The organism is Rhodobacteraceae bacterium M382, assembly GCA_025141015.1.
GTDB classification, from domain to species: Bacteria; Pseudomonadota; Alphaproteobacteria; order Rhodobacterales; family Rhodobacteraceae; genus Aliisedimentitalea; species Aliisedimentitalea scapharcae.
Map to the genome: position 1 here is coordinate 547501 of CP081098.1, position 21708 is coordinate 569208.

The 21708-nt window shown below is 57.1% G+C and carries 17 protein-coding genes and 2 rRNA genes; 8 read left to right on the forward strand and 11 right to left on the reverse strand.

Annotated elements, in window-relative coordinates:
- Positions 1-417: 417 nt before the first annotated feature.
- Positions 418-3245 (forward strand): 23S ribosomal RNA (locus K3727_02430).
- Positions 3246-3471: 226 nt separating this feature from the next.
- A 5S ribosomal RNA gene (rrf, locus tag K3727_02435) occupies positions 3472-3586 on the forward strand.
- 390 nt (positions 3587-3976) lie between these two features.
- On the opposite strand, the gene mutY is transcribed toward rrf, so the two are convergent.
- The gene (mutY, locus tag K3727_02440) at positions 3977-5041 is read right to left on the reverse strand and encodes an A/G-specific adenine glycosylase (protein ID UWQ91686.1); all 1065 of its coding nucleotides are present in this window, start codon (positions 5039-5041) and stop codon (positions 3977-3979) included.
- Positions 5042-5125: 84 nt separating this feature from the next.
- On the opposite strand from mutY, the gene K3727_02445 reads away from it, so the two are divergent.
- Both K3727_02445 and K3727_02450 read left to right on the forward strand, forming a co-directional pair.
- The gene (locus tag K3727_02445; GenBank protein UWQ91687.1) at positions 5126-5650 is read left to right on the forward strand and encodes a DUF721 domain-containing protein; all 525 of its coding nucleotides are present in this window, start codon (positions 5126-5128) and stop codon (positions 5648-5650) included.
- Positions 5647-6324, forward strand: a complete 678-nt coding sequence (locus K3727_02450; GenBank protein UWQ91688.1) for a DsbA family protein — start codon at positions 5647-5649, stop codon at positions 6322-6324. Before K3727_02445 ends, K3727_02450 begins: the two co-directional genes overlap by 4 nt.
- Positions 6325-6367: 43 nt before the next feature.
- Here the strand turns inward: K3727_02450 and lpxK are convergent, their stop codons facing one another.
- The 5 genes from lpxK to K3727_02475 all read right to left on the reverse strand — a co-directional run bounded on the left by lpxK (position 6368) and on the right by K3727_02475 (position 12355).
- Positions 6368-7369: a tetraacyldisaccharide 4'-kinase gene (gene lpxK / locus K3727_02455; GenBank protein UWQ91689.1), complete on the reverse strand. Its 1002-nt coding sequence runs from the start codon at positions 7367-7369 to the stop codon at positions 6368-6370.
- The gene (locus K3727_02460; protein ID UWQ91690.1) at positions 7356-8591 is read right to left on the reverse strand and encodes a 3-deoxy-D-manno-octulosonic acid transferase; all 1236 of its coding nucleotides are present in this window, start codon (positions 8589-8591) and stop codon (positions 7356-7358) included. Before K3727_02460 ends, lpxK begins: the two co-directional genes overlap by 14 nt.
- 4 nt (positions 8592-8595) lie before the next feature.
- The gene (locus K3727_02465; protein UWQ91691.1) at positions 8596-9381 is read right to left on the reverse strand and encodes a 3'(2'),5'-bisphosphate nucleotidase CysQ; all 786 of its coding nucleotides are present in this window, start codon (positions 9379-9381) and stop codon (positions 8596-8598) included.
- Positions 9368-10714: a TldD/PmbA family protein gene (locus K3727_02470; GenBank protein UWQ91692.1), complete on the reverse strand. Its 1347-nt coding sequence runs from the start codon at positions 10712-10714 to the stop codon at positions 9368-9370. The genes K3727_02465 and K3727_02470 overlap by 14 nt, the downstream gene beginning before the upstream one ends.
- A 120-nt stretch (positions 10715-10834) precedes the next feature.
- Entirely contained in the window at positions 10835-12355 is a 1521-nt protein-coding gene (locus K3727_02475) for a DUF2125 domain-containing protein (GenBank protein UWQ91693.1), read from the reverse strand.
- Between the two features lie 132 nt (positions 12356-12487).
- On the opposite strand from K3727_02475, the gene K3727_02480 reads away from it, so the two are divergent.
- From K3727_02480 to K3727_02495, 4 genes are all read left to right on the forward strand, one after another.
- Entirely contained in the window at positions 12488-13234 is a 747-nt protein-coding gene (locus tag K3727_02480; GenBank protein ID UWQ91694.1) for an SDR family oxidoreductase, read from the forward strand.
- Positions 13231-13839 (forward strand): enoyl-CoA hydratase/isomerase family protein, encoded by a 609-nt coding sequence (locus K3727_02485; GenBank protein UWQ91695.1) that lies wholly within the window; start codon positions 13231-13233, stop codon positions 13837-13839. The genes K3727_02480 and K3727_02485 overlap by 4 nt, the downstream gene beginning before the upstream one ends.
- On the forward strand, positions 13830-14525 hold the full coding sequence (locus K3727_02490; GenBank protein UWQ91696.1) for a VOC family protein: 696 nt from the start codon (positions 13830-13832) through the stop codon (positions 14523-14525). Before K3727_02485 ends, K3727_02490 begins: the two co-directional genes overlap by 10 nt.
- Positions 14526-14877: 352 nt before the next feature.
- On the forward strand, positions 14878-16065 hold the full coding sequence (locus K3727_02495) for a TIGR03862 family flavoprotein (protein ID UWQ91697.1): 1188 nt from the start codon (positions 14878-14880) through the stop codon (positions 16063-16065).
- A 19-nt stretch (positions 16066-16084) separates the two neighbouring features.
- Here the strand turns inward: K3727_02495 and K3727_02500 are convergent, their stop codons facing one another.
- From K3727_02500 to K3727_02520, 5 genes are all read right to left on the reverse strand, one after another.
- Positions 16085-16675: a glutathione S-transferase family protein gene (locus K3727_02500; protein UWQ91698.1), complete on the reverse strand. Its 591-nt coding sequence runs from the start codon at positions 16673-16675 to the stop codon at positions 16085-16087.
- A gap of 79 nt (positions 16676-16754) precedes the next feature.
- The gene (locus K3727_02505) at positions 16755-17783 is read right to left on the reverse strand and encodes a DNA polymerase III subunit delta (protein ID UWQ91699.1); all 1029 of its coding nucleotides are present in this window, start codon (positions 17781-17783) and stop codon (positions 16755-16757) included.
- Positions 17780-18268 carry a hypothetical protein gene (locus tag K3727_02510; GenBank protein ID UWQ93245.1) on the reverse strand — a complete coding sequence of 163 codons (489 nt, stop codon included), beginning with the start codon at positions 18266-18268 and terminating at the stop codon, positions 17780-17782. The genes K3727_02505 and K3727_02510 overlap by 4 nt, the downstream gene beginning before the upstream one ends.
- Positions 18269-18355: 87 nt before the next feature.
- Entirely contained in the window at positions 18356-20893 is a 2538-nt protein-coding gene (gene leuS, locus K3727_02515) for a leucine--tRNA ligase (protein UWQ91700.1), read from the reverse strand.
- Between the two features lie 76 nt (positions 20894-20969).
- On the reverse strand, positions 20970-21488 hold the full coding sequence (locus K3727_02520; protein ID UWQ91701.1) for a DUF3576 domain-containing protein: 519 nt from the start codon (positions 21486-21488) through the stop codon (positions 20970-20972).
- Positions 21489-21708 lie beyond the last annotated feature (220 nt).

Below are 21708 nucleotides of genomic sequence, written 5' to 3' on the forward strand. Positions count from 1 at the left end.
TTTGTATTGAGTGTTTGATCGTCCAATCGGACGCACGCAACTTCGGTTGCATTGACATCGTTTAGAGAGAAAATCAATCAACACTGTTTGATCGCCACAAGTACGTGGATGATCTCAGTACGGTTCTGGTTCTTCGCAAGAAGGTCCAGAAGGCGTGATTGGAGATGTTTCCTCGTCTCCTTTGTGCGTATCCCGTCTGAAACGAACAGAGTTGTCCAAGTCAAGTACACTAACCCGGTTCAAATTCTGCACGGATTTGAACCAAATGTTCTTCATCCTCCACACGGGTCCGACCGACATCGGAAGTGTGGGTTCGGGGTGAAGAGCGGGAAAGTATGCTTTTGGTTCAGAAAGTTAAGGCCCCTTTAGTTACCAGCTGGGGTGCCGCGAAAGATCAGTCTTTCTCTTTCTGGATCAAATCAAGCGCGAGAAGGGCGTTTGGTGAATGCCTTGGCAGTAAGAGGCGATGAAAGACGTGATACTCTGCGATAAGCCATGAGGAGCTGAGAATAAGCTTTGATCCATGGATCTCTGAATGGGGCAACCCACCTGAAAGTTCATTATAATTACTTCGGTAGTTTATAATGTTCTTAAACAGGTACTTATAGACTGAATACATAGGTTTATAAGAGCAAACCCGGGGAACTGAAACATCTAAGTACCCGGAGGAAAGGAAATCAATTGATACTCCCCTAGTAGCGGCGAGCGAACGGGGACCAGCCGAGCCAGATGAGTGACTAGAACATGTTGGGAAGCATGGCCATAGCGGGTGATAGCCCCGTATAGGAAGCTTTGATGGACGTATTAAGTAGGGCGGAACACGTGAAATTCTGTCTGAAGATCGGAGGACCACCTTCGAAGGCTAAGTACTCCTTACTGACCGATAGTGAACCAGTACCGTGAGGGAAAGGTGAAAAGCACCCCGACGAGGGGAGTGAAACAGTACCTGAAACCGAACGCCTACAATCAGTTGGAGGGCCCTTGCGGCCTGACAGCGTACCTTTTGTATAATGGGTCATCGACTTGGTCTATCTAGCAAGCTTAAGCCGTTAGGTGTAGGCGCAGCGAAAGCGAGTCTTAATAGGGCGCATGAGTTAGATGGATCAGACCCGAAACCGAGTGATCTAGGCATGATCAGGTTGAAGGTGCAGTAACATGCACTGGAGGACCGAACCCACATCTGTTGAAAAAGATCGGGATGAATTGTGCCTAGGGGTGAAAGGCCAATCAAACTCGGAGATAGCTGGTTCTCTGCGAAATCTATTTAGGTAGAGCGTCATCCGAATACCCCCGGGGGTAGAGCACTGGATGGGTAATGGGGCCCCACAGGCTTACTGATCCTAACCAAACTCCGAATACCGGGGAGTACTAGATGGCAGACACACTGCGGATGCTAACGTCCGTAGTGGAGAGGGAAACAACCCTGACCTACGACTAAGGCCCCTAATTCATGGCTAAGTGGGAAAGCAGGTGGGACGACCAAAACAACCAGGAGGTTGGCTTAGAAGCAGCCATCCTTTAAAGATAGCGTAACAGCTCACTGGTCTAATCAAGTTGTCCTGCGGCGAAGATGTAACGGGGCTCAAGCCATGAGCCGAAGTCTAGGATGCACATAGTGCATGGTAGCAGAGCGTAGTGTGACATAGTCTCATTCCTCCTTAACTCCTTCGGGAGTATTGGAGGAGAGAGGCTTTCGATGAAGCGGGCGCGTGAGCGATCCCGTGGAGAGATCACTAGTGAGAATGATGACATGAGTAGCGACAAAGAGTGTGAGAGACACTCTCGCCGAAAGTCCAAGGGTTCCTGCTTAAAGCTAATCTGAGCAGGGTAAGCCGACCCCTAAGGCGAGGCCGAAAGGCGTAGTCGATGGGAACCAGGTTAATATTCCTGGGCCATGGAGTGGTGACGGATCTCGAAGGTAGTTCATCCTTATCGGATTGAATGGGCTGCTGAGAGGTTCCTGGAAATAGCCCTCCTATAAGATCGTACCCTAAACCGACACAGGTGGACTGGTAGAGAATACCAAGGCGCTTGAGAGAACTATGTTGAAGGAACTCGGCAAAATACCTCCGTAAGTTCGCGAGAAGGAGGCCCGGTTCCTAGGCAACTAGGGGCTGGGGGCACAAACCAGGGGGTGGCGACTGTTTATTAAAAACACAGGGCTCTGCGAAGTCGCAAGACGACGTATAGGGTCTGACGCCTGCCCGGTGCCTGAAGGTTAAAAGGAGGGGTGAGAGCTCTGAATTGAAGCCCAGGTAAACGGCGGCCGTAACTATAACGGTCCTAAGGTAGCGAAATTCCTTGTCGGGTAAGTTCCGACCTGCACGAATGGCGTAACGACTTCCCCGCTGTCTCCAACATAGACTCAGCGAAATTGAATTGCCTGTCAAGATGCAGGCTTCCCGCGGTTAGACGGAAAGACCCCGTGCACCTTTACTACAGCTTCACATTGGCATTAGGCCGAGCATGTGCAGGATAGGTGGTGGGCTTTGAAGCAGAGACGCAAGTCTCTGTGGAGCCTCCCTTGAGATACCACCCTTGCTCTGCTTGATGTCTAACCGCGGTCCGTTATCCGGATCCGGGACCCTGTGTGGCGGGTAGTTTGACTGGGGCGGTCGCCTCCTAAAGCGTAACGGAGGCGCGCGAAGGTTGGCTCAGAGCGGTCGGAAATCGCTCGTTGAGTGCAATGGCAGAAGCCAGCCTGACTGCGAGACTGACAAGTCGAGCAGAGTCGAAAGACGGCCATAGTGATCCGGTGGTCCCGAGTGGAAGGGCCATCGCTCAACGGATAAAAGGTACGCCGGGGATAACAGGCTGATACTGCCCAAGAGTCCATATCGACGGCAGTGTTTGGCACCTCGATGTCGGCTCATCTCATCCTGGGGCTGGAGCAGGTCCCAAGGGTACGGCTGTTCGCCGTTTAAAGAGGTACGTGAGCTGGGTTTAGAACGTCGTGAGACAGTTCGGTCCCTATCTGCCGTGGGTGTAGGATACTTGAGAGGAGTTGCCCCTAGTACGAGAGGACCGGGGTGAACGAACCACTGGTGGACCAGTTGTCGTGCCAACGGCAGTGCTGGGTAGCTATGTTCGGACAGGATAACCGCTGAAGGCATCTAAGCGGGAAGCCCCCCTCAAAACAAGGTATCCCTGAGGACCGAGGTAGACCACCTCGTCGATAGGCCAGAGATGTAAGCATGGTAACATGTTCAGTTGACTGGTACTAATGGTCCGATAGGCTTGATTTGATCCAGTAAAAGTAAGACTGCTGGCCTCATGTAGCGCTCCGCGCAATAGGCCAACAAAACTGGAACCAAACAAAAGCATACAGCCCCAAAAAATCTTGGCTTGGACAGCACAATGTTGATTGATCTCTATCCGCTCTGACAATGAATGGGTGACAACGCGCTTTCCTTTGGAAAACGCTGTCTGTCACTCTCACTGTCCGAGAGCGGACAGTGAGTATTTATTCGGTTTGGTGGTCATAGCACGAGTGAAACACCCGGTCCCATCCCGAACCCGGAAGTTAAGCACCGAAGCGCCAATGGTACTGCGACTTAAGTCGTGGGAGAGTAGGTCACCGCCAAACCTAATAAATACTCACAAAATCTCTCAATTCGATCCAAAACACACACCCTCCCAAAAAAACACCAGACAAACTAAAATAATCGCAAGTCGATATGTCTGGATATTCGTGTATGACCTGCCTGGTTGCCATCGGGTTGATGGCTGTCGGCCCAGGTGGCGTTAGCCCAAAGCATGGGTGGGCTCCGCTGCCTGTCTGGGTATCTGGCCGATAGCATGAACGCGCGGTATGTCTTGGCCAGATGGCATCTTAACTTGCCAAAATGTCGTGACAATCTCTTCTGGTTCGTGTCGTTTGACACCCCGCTTTGATCACCGGGTTCCCAAATACAGGGGCGGGCCATTTCATTGGCGGAGGTTCAGGATTTTAGTTTCTCAGTCAAAATCCAAGTGATCAAGGAAGTCGATACAAATCGTATGCCTTGCGCATAACCGTCGGAAGATCCGAAACACGAAAATCACGCAAACCAATAACCTCATACGGACTACCAGGACTGAAATCTGCGGGAAATTCGGCATATTGCACCGCCAGTATCAGGTGAAAATGCGTGAACGTATGGCGCACTTCGACCTTCAATTCGCGCCATTGGGCGGCAAAGGGTGGCGCAGGGTTTGGTGCGTCGGTCCAATCAGATCCCGGCCAGCCGAGCATCCCGCCCAACAATCCCGAATCGGGGCGCCGTTCCAGCAACCAGTCGCCGGTTTTGGACTGGGCGATGTAAACAATGCCGTATCGCGTCGGCTTGGGTTTCTTGGGCGTCTTGCGAGGAAGTTCAGGAGCAGTGCCGGCATCGCGTGCCTTGCATGGAAGACGCCAAGGACAGATTCCACAGGCTGGCGACTTTGGTGTGCAGATGGTCGCGCCCAGATCCATCACAGCCTGTGCATAATCCCCGGGGCGCGCATTTGGTGTCAGATCTGCGGCTAGGCGTTTGAGTTCAGGTTTGACGCCCGGCAAAGGTGTATGAATGTCGTGCAATCGCGACATCACCCGTTCGACATTTCCGTCCAGTACAGTTTCAGGCCGATCAAACGCTATCGATGCGACGGCTGCTGCTGTATAGGGGCCTACCCCGGGAAGTGTTAGAAGCTCGTCATACGTATCAGGAAAAACACCACCGTATTCTGTCACGATGACTCGGGCGCATTTCAATAGATTGCGCGCCCGTGCGTAATACCCAAGCCCTGCCCATTCGCCCATAACGTCCGCGTCCTGGGCTGCGGCCAGAGCGGATACCGTCGGCCAGCGTCGTGTAAACCGTTCAAAGTAGCTGACCACGGCTGCCACAGTTGTTTGTTGAAGCATGATTTCGGACATCCAGACCCGGTAGGGATCCGGGGCGGTTCCGGTGGACCGCTCTTTGGGGCCAATCCGCCAAGGCATTGAACGGGCATTGCGGTCATACCAATTCAGAATGTCCTGGCTCAGTTCGTCCGGAGTCCAGTCTAGGTCACGCATTCTTTACACTTTCATTTCCGGTTTTGCTGGTACATGTCTCAGCGCTCTTTACAATAGGCGGCACAATCGAGCAAAACCATCACCATGCCACCCAGACGATCAACAACCCGCGGTTTTAAACGCACAGCGTCGCTTCTGAGCGATCAAATTCGTCGTGCAGGGGAAAGCCGGGGGTTTGCGGTCTCTAGGTTGCTGACCCATTGGCCGGAAATTGTTGGCGAAAATATTGCTGCGATCGCGCGTCCCGTCAATATAGGTTACGGCCGTGGTGGATTTGGGGCAACTTTGACAGTGTTGACTACCGGTGCCCAGGCACCGATGCTGGACATGCAAAAAGAACAGTTGCGCGCCAAGGTCAACGCCGTCTACGGCTATAACGCGATCAGCCGGATACGGTTGACTCAGACTGCACCAACTGGATTTGCTGAAGGCCAGGCCCAGTTCTCGCATGGCGCAAAACCCACAGCCCGGACACCGTCAGCTGATGTTGTCAAAAAGGCGGAAGAAACAACCAAACCAATCGAAAACGACATGTTGCGCGAGGCCCTGGAACGATTGGGGCGTAACGTGATGACAAAACAGAAAAACCAAGGAAAGGGTGAAAAATGACCCGTCTAATGTCCGGTGTCTTTGCACTGGTTGCTCTTGTTGCCGGTGGTTATGCCGTGATGGGGTGGCAGGCATCCGCCCCTACCATACCTGAGAACCTGTTGGTCGGGGCAGCCAATGCCCAGGAGGCCGCTGATATCGACACGTCCACGATTGTCGAAATGGTACAGGGTGCCGAAGACGCGCCGATTACGTTGATTGAATACGCGTCTTTTACCTGTCCGCATTGCGCCAATTTCCACGCTGGGCCCTATAAACAGATCAAGGCGGACTACATAGACACCGGCAAGGTCAAATTCATCTTTCGCGAGGTTTATTTTGATCGCTACGGATTGTGGGCCTCAATGGTGGCGCGGTGCTCAGGGCCGGAGAAATTCTTTGGCATCACCGATCTGATCATGAAGGGTCAATCCGAATGGGCCCGTGCAGGCAGCGCCACCGAAATCGTCGATGGGCTGCGCAAGATCGGTCGCTTGGCCGGGACGGACAGCGATCAACTTGAAGCGTGCCTGATGGATTCCAACAAGGCCCAGACTTTGGTGACATGGTACCAGGAACACGCGACCGCCGATGGAGTCGAATCCACGCCCTCGTTCATCATGAACGGGAAAAAGGTTGAAAACCAAGCTTATGAAGACTTCAAAAAATTGCTCGACGCCGAGCTGGAAGGCTAAGTAAACGATCCGGGTGGGCGGCCAACGCCCGCCCGGCGACATATCAAGGTGGCGGTGCGGTGATTTTCAAACGCTCCCGCAGCCCCTCGTCCCCCTGAATCTTTAGGCGCACCGGCAGGGTGACGACCTTGGTCCGAAACGACAGCGGCAATCGCACGGCATCCTTTTCCGTCGTGACCAATTGCGCATTCAAAGATTTGGCATCGTTCTCCAATCTTGACAGCAGGGCGGCCGACAGTTTCTGGTGGTCATCCAGCGCTTCTGAGCGGCAAATCTCGGCCCCTAGACTGCGCAGGGTGGTAAAGAATTTTTCGGGGTGTCCAATACCCGCAAAGGCCAGCACGCGTGTCCTTTCCCAGGGCATTCCGGTTTGTAACGGCTCTACTTTCCCCACGTAATGAGGCAGGGCACCAAGCTGTGCTGCCCACTGATCCTTGAACGAGTTTTGGGCGTCATCGTCTCCCAGTGACAGAACCAGGTCGGCGCGTTTCAACCCGACGTCCACAGGTTCGCGCAGCGGTCCGGCTGGCAGGCAACTGCCGTTGCCAAACCCATGTCGTGCATCGACCACAATAACGGAAAGGTCCTTTGCAACTGACGGGTTTTGAAACCCGTCATCCAGGATCAGAACTGTTGCGCCTGCTTCGACTGCGGCCCTGGCTCCGGCTGCGCGATCTCTGGAAACCCAGACCTCGGCAAAGGCCGCCAGCAGCAGCGGCTCGTCCCCGACGTGCTGTGCCTTGTGGCGGCTGGGTTCGACCTGAACCGGCCCTTCGAGTGTGCCGCCGTATCCACGCGAAACAATGTGCGGCTCATGGCCCAGATCGCGCAGGGTCTCGGCCATCCAGATGACGGTCGGGGTTTTGCCAGTGCCGCCGGCATTCAAATTTCCGATACAGATGACCGGCACATCGGGTCGATAGGGGGTGCCTTTGGCCAGGCGTCTGGCTGTGGCCATTGCATAGAGCCCCCCCAGAGGGGTGAGCAACAACCGCTTCAGGTCAAAACCTGCAGGGGGTTTGTTCCAGAAATCAGGAGCCCGCATACTGTGTCTCCTGTTGATCCAGAAAAGTCTGAATGTCATCGACCAGCAGATCCGCCAGCTGTGCCCCTTCGGTGACGACTTCCCATCCCGCCACGGCCATGCTGGCGGCTTTGTCCGGGGCGGACAAGTGGGTGATCTTGGTCGCCAGGTCCTGACTGTTGTTGATCTGGATCGCTGCCTTGTCCGTGGCCAACCGGTTGTACAGCGCCCGGTTGCGCCGCACTCCGGGGCCAAACAGAACAGCAGACCCCAATGCCAGAGCTTCCATGGGGCAGTGTCCTTGCCACGCGGGTTCCAGAGAGCCCGCAATCAGGCTGACGGGGGCAACCCGGTACCACAGCCCCAGACCGTCCTGGGTACAGGCCAACAGGACCTGGGTATTGTCGCTGGGCATCTCACCTCGATCCCAGTCGGTGCACCGCAATCCGCTGTGTTCAACTGCGTCAAACAACGCATCGCGATTTCGATCGCAATCTACCACAATCACCAACAGCAACCGATGCAGTCGACGCAACGCATCCCGATGTGCGGTCAGAATTGTTTCGAATTCTTCGGGTTCTGCATAAGCCGCCAACCAAACGGGACGCCCCCCCAGCGAGTCAGTGAGTTCACTCAGGTCGTCCGGATGGTAATAGGGCGGAGTCACCGAACTGCGCATGCTGGTTGTGCGTTTGATTAGATCCGTGGAATAGCCGACCCGCACGAGCCGTTCTTGGGCGTCTTTGGACGGGGTGTAAACAAACGAAAAACACTCCATCATGCGTTGCGTGACATCCGTCAGCCATCGGCGGCGGCGTGTCGGAACTTCATCAGCCTGAATGTCGGCCAATAACATGCACGTCCCCCGGTCTTGGGCTGTTCGGATCAATGTCGGGCGTAACCCGCCGCCTGTCCACATGCACAGGCCAGGCTGGTGCCGATCCAGAAATTGACGGGCTCCGGATGCCGTGTCGGATGTGGGCAGGCCGCCCCGTTCATCGCAACCCTCAGGGAGGGCAAGACTGGCCAATGCGGATTCGGTTGTGACCAGAACCCGCAGATCGGGGCGTGTGGTTTTGAGTCTTCTGGCGATATCTCCCAAAGCGCCCAGTCGTTCGGCCGATGTCGCGTGCATCCAGATCGACATTGCTTTTATCTTCTTGTGAGAAGACCCGTTTCCCTCGCCCTGTTCGGGATTTCGGGTCAGTGCAATACGTGCTTTTTGTGCCAGAGATTGGGACATTGAATCAATCCGGCGTGCTCAGTGCACCCAGGATCTGGGCGTGCAAATCCAGGTTTGACGCAATAACACCGTTCAACATGGGATGAGGGTTGTTGAACCGCAACTGGGCACCGGAGCGATCTGTGCAACATGCACCGGCTTCGCGCAAAATCAGATCACCGGCGGCAATATCCCACTCCCAACTGGGGCGCAGGGTCAACATGCCGTCAAATCGACCCTGGGCCACGGTGGCCAAACGGTACGCCAAAGAAGGTCGGTAGCTGCGGGTAAAAGCGGGGACATGGCCGTTTTGCCAGTGTTCGGGTTGCAGGTTGGGACGAGCTGCCAGAATTTCGGCCTCTGCAAGGAGCCGGCAATCAGAGCGCCGGATCGGGTCACCGTTCAAAAAGGCACCTTGGTTCGCTGCTGCCGTAAACATCATGTCCCGCAGCGGTAGATAGATGACCGCTGCGGAAACGACACCGTGTTCGGCCACGGCCAAAGAATGGGCCCAGGTGCGAGACCCATCGGCAAAACTGCGGGTGCCATCAATCGGGTCGATGATAAACACCCGGTCCCGGCTCAACCGATCAGCTGTGTCTTCGGTTTCTTCCGACAGCCAGCCATAGTCAGGGCGTGCGCCGGGCAAGCGATCTTCGAGCATGGCGTTCACTGCCAGGTCTGCTTCGGTCACGGGACCGGCACCATCGGGTTTGTCCCAACGGCGTGCGTCTTTGCCAGTGTATGTCGTGGCAATCCGACCAGCTTCGCGTGCAGCGTCGATCAAAAGGTCCAGGTCAGCTGCCGGCAAGGGTCATACCCTCGATCAGAATTGATGGAACCACGCGTGAAAGATAGGGGCGGGCGTCATTGCCGGGAATGATGCGGCCCAACATGTCCCGCAGGTTGCCAGCAATGGTACATTCGTTGACTGGGTGGGTGACTTCGCCGTTTTCCACCCAGAACCCTGATGCGCCGCGTGAATAGTCACCGGTGTTGGGGTTGATGGTGGATCCGATCAGCGAAGTGATCAGCAGGCCAGTGCCCATATCCCGCAGCAGGTCTTGGCGGGTGTGATCCCCTGGGGTCAGTTCGATGTTCCAGTTCGCCGGTGACGGTGGAGAGCCGGCCCCACGCGCCGCGTTGGCGGTGCTGCGCAGCCCCAGCTGACGGGCGCTTCCCAAATCCATGGTCCACCCCGTCAGAATGCCGTTTTCAACAATGGCCCGTCGTTTGGTCGCCAGCCCTTCGGCGTCAAACGGTCGTGAGCCAGGGATGCGTACCCGGTGCGGATCTTCGATGATGGACAGCCGGTTGGGTAGCACCTGTTTGCCGTTGGCATCCAGCAACCATGATGATCCGCGAGCGATGGATACACCATTGATGGCTGACAGGAGATGTCCGATCAGGGACGAAGAAATCCTTTCGTCAAACAGGACGGGATAGCAGCCTGTCTGTGGCTTGCGTGCATTCAGGCTGGCCACCGCGCGTTCGCCGGCGGTTTGACCGATTTCCTGGGCGCTGCGCAGGTCCGTTTGAAAGATCCGGGAATCGCCGTCATAGTCCCGTTCCATGTCCGCCCCGGTGCCGGCAATTGCGACGCAAGAGAGCGATCTGCTGGTCCGCCGGTAGCCGCCCGAAAATCCGTTGCTGGCTGCCAGATGCACGCCATGCATGCCATACCCGGCGGCCGCCGATTGAACCTGTGTCACACCGGGCACGGCTTTGGCCACGGCTTCGGCCCCCAGCGCGTCCGCCATCAGGGCATCGGGATCGGGTTCCGGGCTACTGTCTTCCAACTCATAGGCGGCGATATCCCACCCTTGGGCCAAATCGTCGGGCTCTGCCAGGCCGATATGCGGATCTTGGGGCGCTTCGCGGGCCATTGCCACCGCCCGTTCGGCCATCGCGGCCAGTGTTTCCGGTCGGCTGTCGGAGGCGGACACAATGGCCTGGCGTTGACCTACGAGGACCCGCAATCCCAGATCCGTGCCCTCAGAGCGTTCTGCATGTTCCAGTGTTCCTTCGCGGACTTCGATCGAAACCGAATTTCCCTGAACGGCCAGCGTGTCTGCCGCGTCAGCCCCGGCTTTCAGGGCAGCTTCCATCAGGGCGTGGCTCAGATCTTGCAAGGATTGGGTCATGAGGCTCTTTCGTGTCAGGTCTGAGACAGAGCTAGCCAGAGCAGCGCCAAGCTGCAAGGCCTGCACGTACAAAAAGGGCCGCGTCTGGCGCAGCCCCTTGGAATTGGCATCAGGTTGGGATCATTTGATCCGTTGACCATTTGCAATGATGTGACCCTGATCGTTGATTTCGATTTTTGATGTCAGCGTATCCGGCGTCTCCCCCGGTACGGCCAGCATACCCATCATCATCCGGGCCCCCATCGCGTCTTCTTCCGCCAGGAAACCCATTTGGATCAAACGGTCGATCAGGCCATTCGCACCGCTGATGGACAGGTTGGCCACGCCGCTGGGGGCGGGCATTCCATCAAAGCTTTGCAGATCAGTGTTGTCAAAGGTGAAGTCCCCGGTGCCGGCGATTTTGGCGCCAGCAGCGGCAACCTGCAAATCGTTGACGGTCAACGCGTTTAATTCGCCCGGAGGCTGGTCGCCCATTTCCGCAGCGGACTCCGGATCCATCAAATCAAACAGCATCTTTGCCTTGCCCGAAAGATCGACCACAATCGTCGCAGGGTCCCGCGGCATGATGGCGGCCGGATCGACCATCCCCCACAGCATGTCAGGCACTGTGAATTCGGTCAGGCTGATACCAAAGGCAAAATCCTGTTCAGCGTCCGATTTTGCAATCGGCATGGACATGTTGAACCCGAACCCGGACATGGACAGCATGATGGGAAACGGGAGCTCTCCGCTGCTGATCGACATGCTGGTGGCTTTTTGTTGCACGTCATACGACAGGTGAGTCGCGCTCATGGCGACGCCGACGGCACCGTCTTGTGTCTGACCTTCAAACCCAAAGGTTTCACCATCGCCGGCACCGCTCATCGAAGTTGTGGCCTGGCCGTAGCTAAATGTGCCATCAAAGGAAAATCCCGCGTCCAGCATGGCGCGCACATCATTTGGATTGGCATCGGCCGGGACTGCAGCGGTTCCTTGAAACCCTATTTGGTTCAACGTGCCGTTAAAGCTGGCCTGATCATCAGAGTCCGGGTCTTTGAACCCGAGTTGGTAGGTCAGGCTGTCCGCGCTCATATTTTGGGCGTAACTGCGCCCCTCGGCTACGATGGTCTGGGTGCTGCTGGCCACGTTATTCATGGTCATGGCAAAATTCCCGACCGAGGCGGGGACCGCTTCGCCATCGACATTCAGCGATTTCAGCGCAATGGATGCAGTGGATGCAGAATAGTCGCTGGTCATGTCGTCTGGATCGCCAGATACGGTCATGACCGCGTCGGCATGGGCATAGTTCAGCTCGATATCGACAGATTCTTCGCCGTCCGGGCGCATGGACATGAGCATTGGGAATTCCGCGGGCAGCGTGACATTCACAGAGCCGTCGCCATTATCAGTGAACACAAGCTGGGGCATAGTCATCGTGACGACGCCCTCTGCGTCCGGGACTTGCATTCCCAGCGACAGGTCGCTGACCGTCAGAACGCCACCTGATTGTGACTCTTGGGCAGAAATATCATAGCCCATTCCGGTCAAATAGGATTTCCAGTCGGACCAGACCTCCTGAGGGCTGACATCGGCCCAACCGGTGGAGGTTGAAATAGCAAAAATGGATGCCGCACTCAGCCCGCGTGCGAATGAAACAGACATATGAGAACCTTTCGTGGTGAATTTGTGCGATATGGTCTGCGCTTGCGGCCCGGGCGTCAAGGGGGCAGGGGTGGACCTGTTCCCCCTTGCGCTTTACCACGGTCGGTGAAACCGCAAGGGGAGATAGATGTGATGAACATGGGTGGGAAAACTGTCCTGATCACCGGCGCCAGCCGTGGAATCGGGGCCGAAGCCGGGCGGGTTTTCGCCGATGCAGGTGCCAATGTCGCCTTGTTGGCCCGCAGCGCGGACCAGATTGATGCGCTGGCCGCTGAAATTGGCGACGCCGCCATGGCGCTGTCCTGTGACATCAGTGACTATACGGCAGTGGCCGCAGCAGTTCAGGCCTGTGTGGACCGGTTTGGCGGCATTGATGTGTTGATCAACAACGCAGGTGCGATCGAACCGATTTCCCATCTGGCTGCTGCAGATCCCGATGACTGGGGGCAGGTGATCGATATCAACCTCAAAGGCGTCTTCTATGGGATGCGTGCCGCGGTGCCGCTGATGCGGGCGCGTGGCGGATCTGTTCTGACCATCAGCTCCGGCGCAGCCCACGGTCCGGTCGAGGCCTGGAGCCATTATTGCGCCTCCAAGGCGGGCGCAGCGATGCTGACACAGTGCCTGGACAAGGAAGAGCGCGCCAACGGCATTCGTGCTATCGGACTGTCACCGGGCACTGTCGCGACACAGATGCAGAAAGAGATCAAAGCCAGTGGCATCAACCCAATCAGCCAATTGGCCTGGGAAGATCACATTCCTGCCGATTGGCCTGCGCGTGCATTGCTGTGGATGTGCGGCTCTGACGCTGATTCCTATTTGGGGCAGGAAATTTCCTTGCGGGATGAAAGCATTCGAAAACAGGTTGGGCTGATATGATCGAATTGACCAAGGTGGACGGGCTGTGGACCGTCACCATCAACCGTCCTGACAAGGCCAATTCCCTGACCGAAGAGATGCTGGGCGATTTGGCGGACATCGCCGAAAGCGCCGGTGATGCGCGGGCGCTGATTCTGACCGGTACGGGAAAAGTGTTCAGCGCCGGTGCCGATCTGGAAGAGGCGCGCAATGGTCTGGCACTATCCGGGGTATGGGAACGTTTGTCTTCGGCTATCGCCGCGTTGCCCTGTCTCAAGATTGCGGCGCTGAACGGGACATTGGCAGGTGGGGCCAACGGAATGGTGTTGGCCTGTGATCTGCGTATCGCGGTGCCCAACGCCAAAGTGTTTTATCCGGTGATGAAACTGGGGTTCCTGCCGCAACCTTCGGACCCCAAACGCATGGCGGCGCTGATCGGCCCGGCCCGGACCAAGCTGATCCTGATGAGCGGGCAAAAGATCACCGCACAGCAGGCCTATGACTTTGGCCTGATCGACCGGATCGTTCCGCCCGAAGACCTGATGCAAACCGCCCACGATCTGGTGGCCGACAGTGTGGCGGCCAAGCCCGAGATAGCCCGCGGAATCATGGACATGTGTCAGTGAAACGGTTGTCAGGTGTGCGCCTGAGGGTCGCGGACATGGGTCCGTTGATTACCTTTTACACAGACGTTATGGGAATGACTGCGACAGCGGACACGCAAGGATGGCGGCTGGGGTATCTGGGCGCAGATGCCGATCTGATTCTCTTGCCCGGCGGGTTATCCTATTTGCACAGCCAAGATCAGAGGTACTGGAAAATCGGTGTTACCCTACCGAATCTGGCGATGGCACATGCACAGTTGCGGGCCGCAGGCGTTCAGGTGTCACAGCCTCGGCAGTTTCTCGATATCGGCTATATGGCGCATCTGAGCGATCCCGCAGGATTCGTGATCGAGCTGCTGCAATGGGATTTTGATGGAAACCGCCCCCCGGATGCCGGGAATGCGTCGCTGCCGTTGGGCGGGCAAGCCCGCATCGGCCAGATCACTCTGCGCACCGGCGATATGGCCGCCGAACGTGACGCATATTCCGACATGCAAGTGCTGTCGGTTCAAAATGTTGCTGACCATGGCTTTGATCTGCATTTCTTGGCCTATGCCCATGAAACGCCACCTGTGCCCGACGTGACGGCGGTTGCGAACCGCGAATGGTTGTGGAAACGGCCTTACACCTTGTTGGAATTCCAGCATGTGGCCGGCGTCAACTTTGCTCCGACGTCGGCATTTGAAGGGTTGGAGATTACCGGGTGAAGGAGGTGCGTTTGCGCCGCTTTCCCGGAACCCGCGATTGGAAGTCGGGAGGGCGTTTGTGAACTCATGCGATGAATTTGACCATTCGGGGGTGCGCCTGCAGGGCAGTAATCGTTGCATACTGCCGTGCCAGTTCGGTTTCTGTGAACGTAGTGTGGATCTCGCGCTGGCATATATCATGCAACAACACAGTTGGTCCCCCCTTGCCTCCTTTCAGTTTTGGGATCAGATGGTGCACACTTTGCGAAACGCCGGGCGGGATTGGTCGGTGGCATAGCGGGCATATCGGGTCGGATTCTGTCATGGCCAGCACATGATGCGGCATTCTGACATTTGGGCAAGGGGACAGGTCATGCAGGCGCATTTTGACGCTGTGGTTATCGGGGCCGGACCCGCAGGATTGATGGCCGCAGGAGAAATTGCGGCTGCGGGGCATCGGGTGTTGGTCGCCGAAGCCAAGCCGTCAGTCGCGCGCAAGCTGCTGATGGCCGGGAAGTCGGGATTGAACCTGACCAAAGACGAGCCGCTGAGCCAATTTCTGACCGCCTATCGCGAAGCTTCCAACTGGTTGTCGCCGGTGATCTCTGCGTTTGATGCCCAGGCGATACAGGATTGGGCCCAGGCACTGGGGCAAGATACTTTTGTCGGCTCGACAGGGCGGGTGTTCCCCAAGGTGATGAAAGCCTCGCCTTTGGTGCGGGCGTGGATGGCACAATTGACCAACCTCAACGTCGATGTGCGCACCCGCTGGCAGTGGACCGGATGGGATGGCGACGCGGTGTGTTTTGACACACCTGACGGAGCACAACAGGTCAGCGCCACTGCAACGGTTCTGGCCTTGGGCGGAGCGAGCTGGTCCCGGTTGGGTTCGGATGGAAGCTGGGCACAGATCCTCGCCGATCGCGGAGTTGGTCTCGCGCCTTTTGCGCCTGCAAATGCCGCGCTTTGTGTGAATTGGAGCCCCCATATGACACCCCATTTCGGTGGGGCGCTGAAATCCATGCGTTGGACAGCGGGTGATCTGACATCGCGGGGCGAAGTCACGCTATCGCGACATGGATTAGAGGGTGGGGGGCTGTATTCGTTGACCCCGGCCTTGCGTCAGGGTGCGGACCTGATGGTCGACTTGTTGCCAGACCTCAGCGTCGAAGTGCTGGAGAGCCGATTGTCGAAAAAACCGGCCAAGTTGCGGCTGGCGCATTGGCTCAGGAATGGACTGCGGTTGCCGCCTGCCAAAGTTGCGCTGTTCTTTGAAATGACCAAAGGCGCGGACTTACCCCGATCCCAATGGGTTGCAACCGTCAAATCCCTGTCCATTCGCCATCAGGGACTGCGTCCGATGGATGAAGCGATTTCAACTGCGGGCGGCGTCAGACAGGCAGCTCTAGATGATGGGTTGATGCTGCGAGAACTCCCAGGAGTGTTTTGCGCGGGGGAGATGTTGGATTGGGAAGCCCCGACCGGGGGCTATTTGCTGACCGCATGTTTCGCGACCGGGCGCTGGTCCGGGCGGGCGGCGGCAGAGTGGATTTCGCGATAATCGCCCCTACCGCCAACTATTATTTCATCAACGCTGCAACATTGCGGAATGCGTCACGGCTGCGCATCTGCTTGGTATAGGCTTGGATTTTTTCGTCGCCCACCGGGAATTTGGCGCTAAAGGCCCAATTCAGACAATGGGTCAGGATGATATCTGCGATGGTCATCGTGTCGCCTTGCAGGAATGGGCTGTCGAACTGAGCGGACAGGCGTGCAAGATTGGTTTCAAATTCCCATTTCAGACTGGATTTCACTTCGGGACAGCGCTTCTCCTGTGGCAGGACAAAGCTGTGCCGGGCGGCGGTCCACAGCACAGCGTCGATTTCGTCCAGAACCATATGGGTCAGCGCATCCTGTTTGGCACGTTCAAGGGTGCCGGCCGGATGGGTCAGCTTGCCGTGTTTGTCTGCCAGATAGGTGATGATCGCAGTGGAATCGGTGATCACCGTTTCGCCATCTTTGAAAGCGGGGACCTTGCCCGAAGGGTTCAGGGCGGTGATTTCCGGGCTCTGAGGGGCCATTTGAACCAAGTCATAGGGTTCACCCATTTCCTCGAGCGCCCACAAGACCCGGAACGTGCGAGTCGTGGGTTTGCCATATACGGTATACATCTGTGGTCTCCTGTCTGTTTGGGTCAGCTTGCCTGCCAGGCGCAGGGCGTCAAGATGAACGGGACGGAAGGAAATGAATTCAGCGCGAGCGGGCCAGCATGGCCAGCCGAATCAATGCCCGTTCGATCAAGGCCATAGCCGGGGCCGTTTGCCCCGCTGACCGCAATTGCAGGTCGGTATCGGTCAGGATGGTCAATGCCGTTTCCAATTTGTGCGGACCCCAGGCCTGGGCCTGGCGCAACACCCGGTCGCGGCGTTTTCCATACAGCGGCGGACGCATTCTGCCGATACCCTGGGCTGCCCCCCCTGGATCCGATGCACAGGTGTAAAGCGTGCGGAAATGCCGGGTGGCCCCGATACACAGGGTCACGGCAGCTGTTCCTTGGGATTGCAGCCGCCGGATCAGTGGGCCGATTTCGCCGCTGCGGGCCTCGGCCACCACGTTCAGAACATCATCCAGGGCAGCTTCGGTAGATTGGGGGGCTACAGCGTCGATGTCATCCAGCGTCAGCGGGTTGTCGTCCTGAAATTTGTACAGTGCCAGCTTTTCGATCATTCGGGTGAAATCGCCGGGGCCGATGTCATTCGCAATATCAGTCAACATCGACATGGCATCATTGGGGACATTGCGGATCCCGGCCTCGCCCAGGATCCGTTCAATTTCGGACCGCGACGGCGGGTCGTCATAGATTCCGACGGCAAAGGCATTGCGATGCCCTTCAAACGCCTTGCGCAGTTTCGATGTGGCCTTTAATTGCCCGGCGGTCACGATGATCTGTGCGTCGCCCTGAGCCCAGTCTTCCAGCGCAGCCAATATCGACTTGGCTGCGGTTTCGGTCGCGTCTTCGACAAACACGGCACGGGGACCGGGGAAAAAGCCCACGGCCTTGATCGCGTCAATCAACTGCGCGGGATCCGAACGCAGGTCGTTTGCCGGCATCCGCGTCAGGCGCATTTCTTCGTCGGCATTGGCCCCCAGAAGAGCGGCCAGCACCTGTTGACGTTTCAAGGCAACTCGCATTGTGTCACCGCCATAGATCAGCAGACCGGTCTGGTCCGGGTCGGGGCGGGCAAAGTAGCCGTCCGCCTCGCGTGGCGAGAGCTTCACGCGCCAAGTCCCTGAGTGGCGTAAAGCCGGGAGCTGATCTGATCTGCCAGAATCACCATCAGCCGTTCCCGCGCATCTCGTTCGCCCGCGAATGTATCAACGGTCGACCCGGTGGCAGAGTAGCCGGTGAAGTTTTCAACAGTGCCTTTTGTCACAACAACATCATCGGCAACCCGGACCAGAGCATACGTTGTAACCCCGACAATCGAATAGCGTGTGATAACGTTGCTCAGAGTCAGGGCCTGGCCTTCTTCTTCGGTTTCCAACGTCAGGTCCAGACGGTATTCACCACCTGACCCCCGGCCGATCCGCTCCTCGAGATGGCGCACAAGGAAATAGCTGTCCTTGGTGTTCGGGGCCTGCACCAGAACATTGTCATACAGTGCCTGCCCCGTGCCGCCGGGGGCGTGCACCGGGGTAAAGCCACAGGCGGCGGTCAACAGCATCAATGCCGCAAGAACGCCGGTCATGTTCAAGCGTGCCATGTTCATGATCGTTCCCTTTACACGCTTTGCGCCGCAATGGCGGCGATGATCAGCGCCCGCCAATTGGCAGGCGGGCGCTGTTTCAGATCAGGCGACCACGTTCACGATGCGGCCCGGAACGACGATTACCTTTTTGGGGGTGCCGCCATTCAACACCTTCTGCACAGCTTCGTGCGCAAGCGCGATTTTTTCAACCTCTGCCTTGTCCATGTCTGCGGGAACGTTGATTTCCGCGCGGCGCTTGCCGTTGATCTGGATTGGCAGGGTGACTGTGTCATCGATCAACATCGCGTCGTCCGCAACCGGCCAGGGCGCTGTCGCGATCAGACCTTCGCCGCCCTGATGGGCCCAGATGTCTTCGGACAAATGCGGAGTCATTGGCGACATCAGCTGGGCCAGGGTCATGATGGCCTGCCGCTGCGCGGCGTGACCAGCCTTGGATTTGGCCAGGGTGTTGGTAAAGGCATAGAGCCGCGCGATAGAGGCATTGAACCCAAAGGATTCGAGCCCCACAGTCACATCGTGAATCGCCTTGTGGGTTTCGCGCAGCAGGTCATCGTCGCCTTGCCCCTTTGAAGTCGGGTCCATTGCGGCGATCTTGTCGCACAGTTTCCAGACGCGGCTGAGATGCTTGTGGGTGGCCTCTGCCCCCGAAGCGGTCCATTCCACATCCCGCTCGGGCGGCGAATCGGACAGCACGAACCAGCGGGCGGTATCCGCACCAAAGGCCGAGATGATAGACACCGGGTCGACCACGTTCTTTTTGGACTTTGACATTTTGGCGGAGGGGATGATTTCCACCTCGGTTCCGTCTGCCAGTTTGCCGTCGGTCACATCCTCGGGCAGGTGGTAAACCGGGCGGCCATTCGGGCCGGGGGTCTGATAGATTTCATGCGTGACCATCCCTTGGGTGAACAGCGCATCGAATGGTTCGATGGCTTTTTCAGGCAGGTGACCGGTGATCTTCATGGCGCGTGCAAAGAAGCGAGAATAGAGCAGGTGCAGAATCGCGTGTTCGATGCCGCCGATGTATTGATCGACATTCATCCAGTATTCGGCCTCGGCCAGATCGGTCGGTGTTTCGGCACGCGGGGCTGTGAAGCGGGCGAAATACCACGATGAATCAACAAATGTGTCCATCGTGTCGGTTTCGCGCTGGGCGGGCTTGCCACAGGATGGGCAGACACAGTCGCGCCAGGTTGGGTGGCGGTCCAACGGGTTGCCGGGTTTGTCGAACGTCACGTCATCGGGCAGGCGAACCGGCAGGTTTTCCTTTTTCTCAGGCACCACTCCGCAATCGTCACAGTGCACGACGGGAATTGGGCAACCCCAATAGCGTTGACGGGACAGGCCCCAATCGCGCAGGCGATATTTGGTGACTCCCTCGCCCCAGCCTTGCTGTTCGGCAAAATCGACGGTGGTGTTGATGGCCTCTTCGCCGGTGGCCTCGTCCAATCCGGCAAAGTGATCGACCCAGCGGACTTTTTCAGATTTGGCGGGGACGAACGCGTCCTTGGCAACCGGCGTGTTATCGTCCAGCGCAAAGAATGTGTCGATCACCGGCAGATCATACTTGCGGCAGAAATCCAGGTCGCGCTGGTCGTGCGCGGGGCAGGCAAAAATCGCACCGGTCCCATAATCCATCAGGATGAAGTTCGCGATCCAGACCGGCAATTCCCACTCCGGGTTCAGCGGGTGTTTGACACGGATGCCGGTGTCATAGCCCAGCTTCTCGGCGGTTTCGATTGCTTCTTCGGTGGTGCCGCCCTTGCGGCATTCCGCAAGAAATGCAGCCAGTTCAGGGTTACCCTGTTCCAGCTCCTTGGAAATCGGGTGGTCAGGCGAAATGCCAACAAAGGACGCGCCATTCAATGTATCGGGCCGGGTGGTGTAGACGGTGATCGGGTCGCCATCATCTGTGCGCTCAAAGCTGAACTGCAGACCACGTGACTTGCCGATCCAGTTCTCTTGCATCAGCCGTACTTTGGCCGGCCAGTTGTCCAGCCCGTCCAGGGCCGATAGCAATTCTTCGGAAAAATCCGAGATCTTGAAAAACCACTGCGTCAGCTCGCGCCGTTCGACCAGTGCACCCGACCGCCAACCGCGGCCGTTTTCGACCTGTTCGTTGGCCAGAACCGTCATATCAACCGGATCCCAGTTCACAACAGCATTCTTACGATACACCAGCCCGGCTTGGAGCATGTCCAGGAACAGGGCCTGTTGCTGACCATAGTATTCCGGATCACATGTGGCGAATTCACGGCTCCAGTCGATCGAAAGGCCCAGCGGTTTCATCTGGTCGCGCATGTCTGCGATGTTGCCGTAGGTCCATTCCTTGGGGTCGCCGCCGATTGCCATCGCAGCGTTTTCCGCAGGCATTCCAAAGGCATCCCATCCCATTGGATGCAGCACGTTGTGTCCGGTTGCCAATTTGTGCCGGGCGATCACGTCACCCATGGTGTAGTTGCGCACATGGCCCATGTGGATACGCCCCGAAGGGTACGGAAACATCTCCAGCACATAGTACTTTGGCTTGTCACCTGTTCGGGTGGCCTGGAAGATCCCGGCCTTGTCCCAGGCCTCTTGCCATTTTGCTTCAATTTCTGCGGCAGAGTAACGCGACATCGTACACGGGTCCTTGTCAATGAAAACGCCGGGCAAGATTGCCCGGCGATGTGATAATCGGTCTTGCGAGCGGATTCTAGAGGTTGCGGTCAGCAATCCGCAATTGCCGGGCGCGTGATAGGATTGCGTCTTCGACAGCACGCGTGGTCGCGGCGCTTGCCGGACCGCCCTTGGTGTGCAGCGACACATTCAGCGACCGGGCTTCGAGTGCGGGGTCTTTTACGTGAACCGTTGCGCGATAAGAACGACCGCCACCCGGCGGTACGCCGTACCCGGTCACGATAACACCTGTAAACGGATCGACGGATTGAACGGGCAGAAAGCTCAGGACATCCAGGGATGCGGACCACAGATACCGATTGACCTGGGTGGATTGGTCAGACTTGTTGGGGCCAAAGACATCCCAGATCGAAGAAGCTTCATAATTCGTCGGTGCCGATTCCCGATTGTTCGCAATCAGCGGTTCACCTGATGTCGTTGCCGAAGCCGTTGATGCCTGTGGACTGGCATTTCTCCCGCCGCGAGGCCCGCAGCCAACTACGGCCAAACAAAGAACGCCAACCAATGCTATATTCAGGGTCTTTTGCAGTTTCATCAGGAATACCGGTACCTTTCTGTTGTGAAAGTCCTATCCAAGCAGGCGTGGTCGGGCAAGAGGATAGTGTATTCTAAAGAGTATGTAGGCACCTCGTTTCCCGGTTGCTTCCGGGACGGAATGCCAGCCAGAGACCGGAATTCGGATGGCAGGTCAAAAGACTGTGGCAAAGCTGCACCATCTGTCGGTCCTTTGCGCTTGGATCATCCGCAAGTCTTGC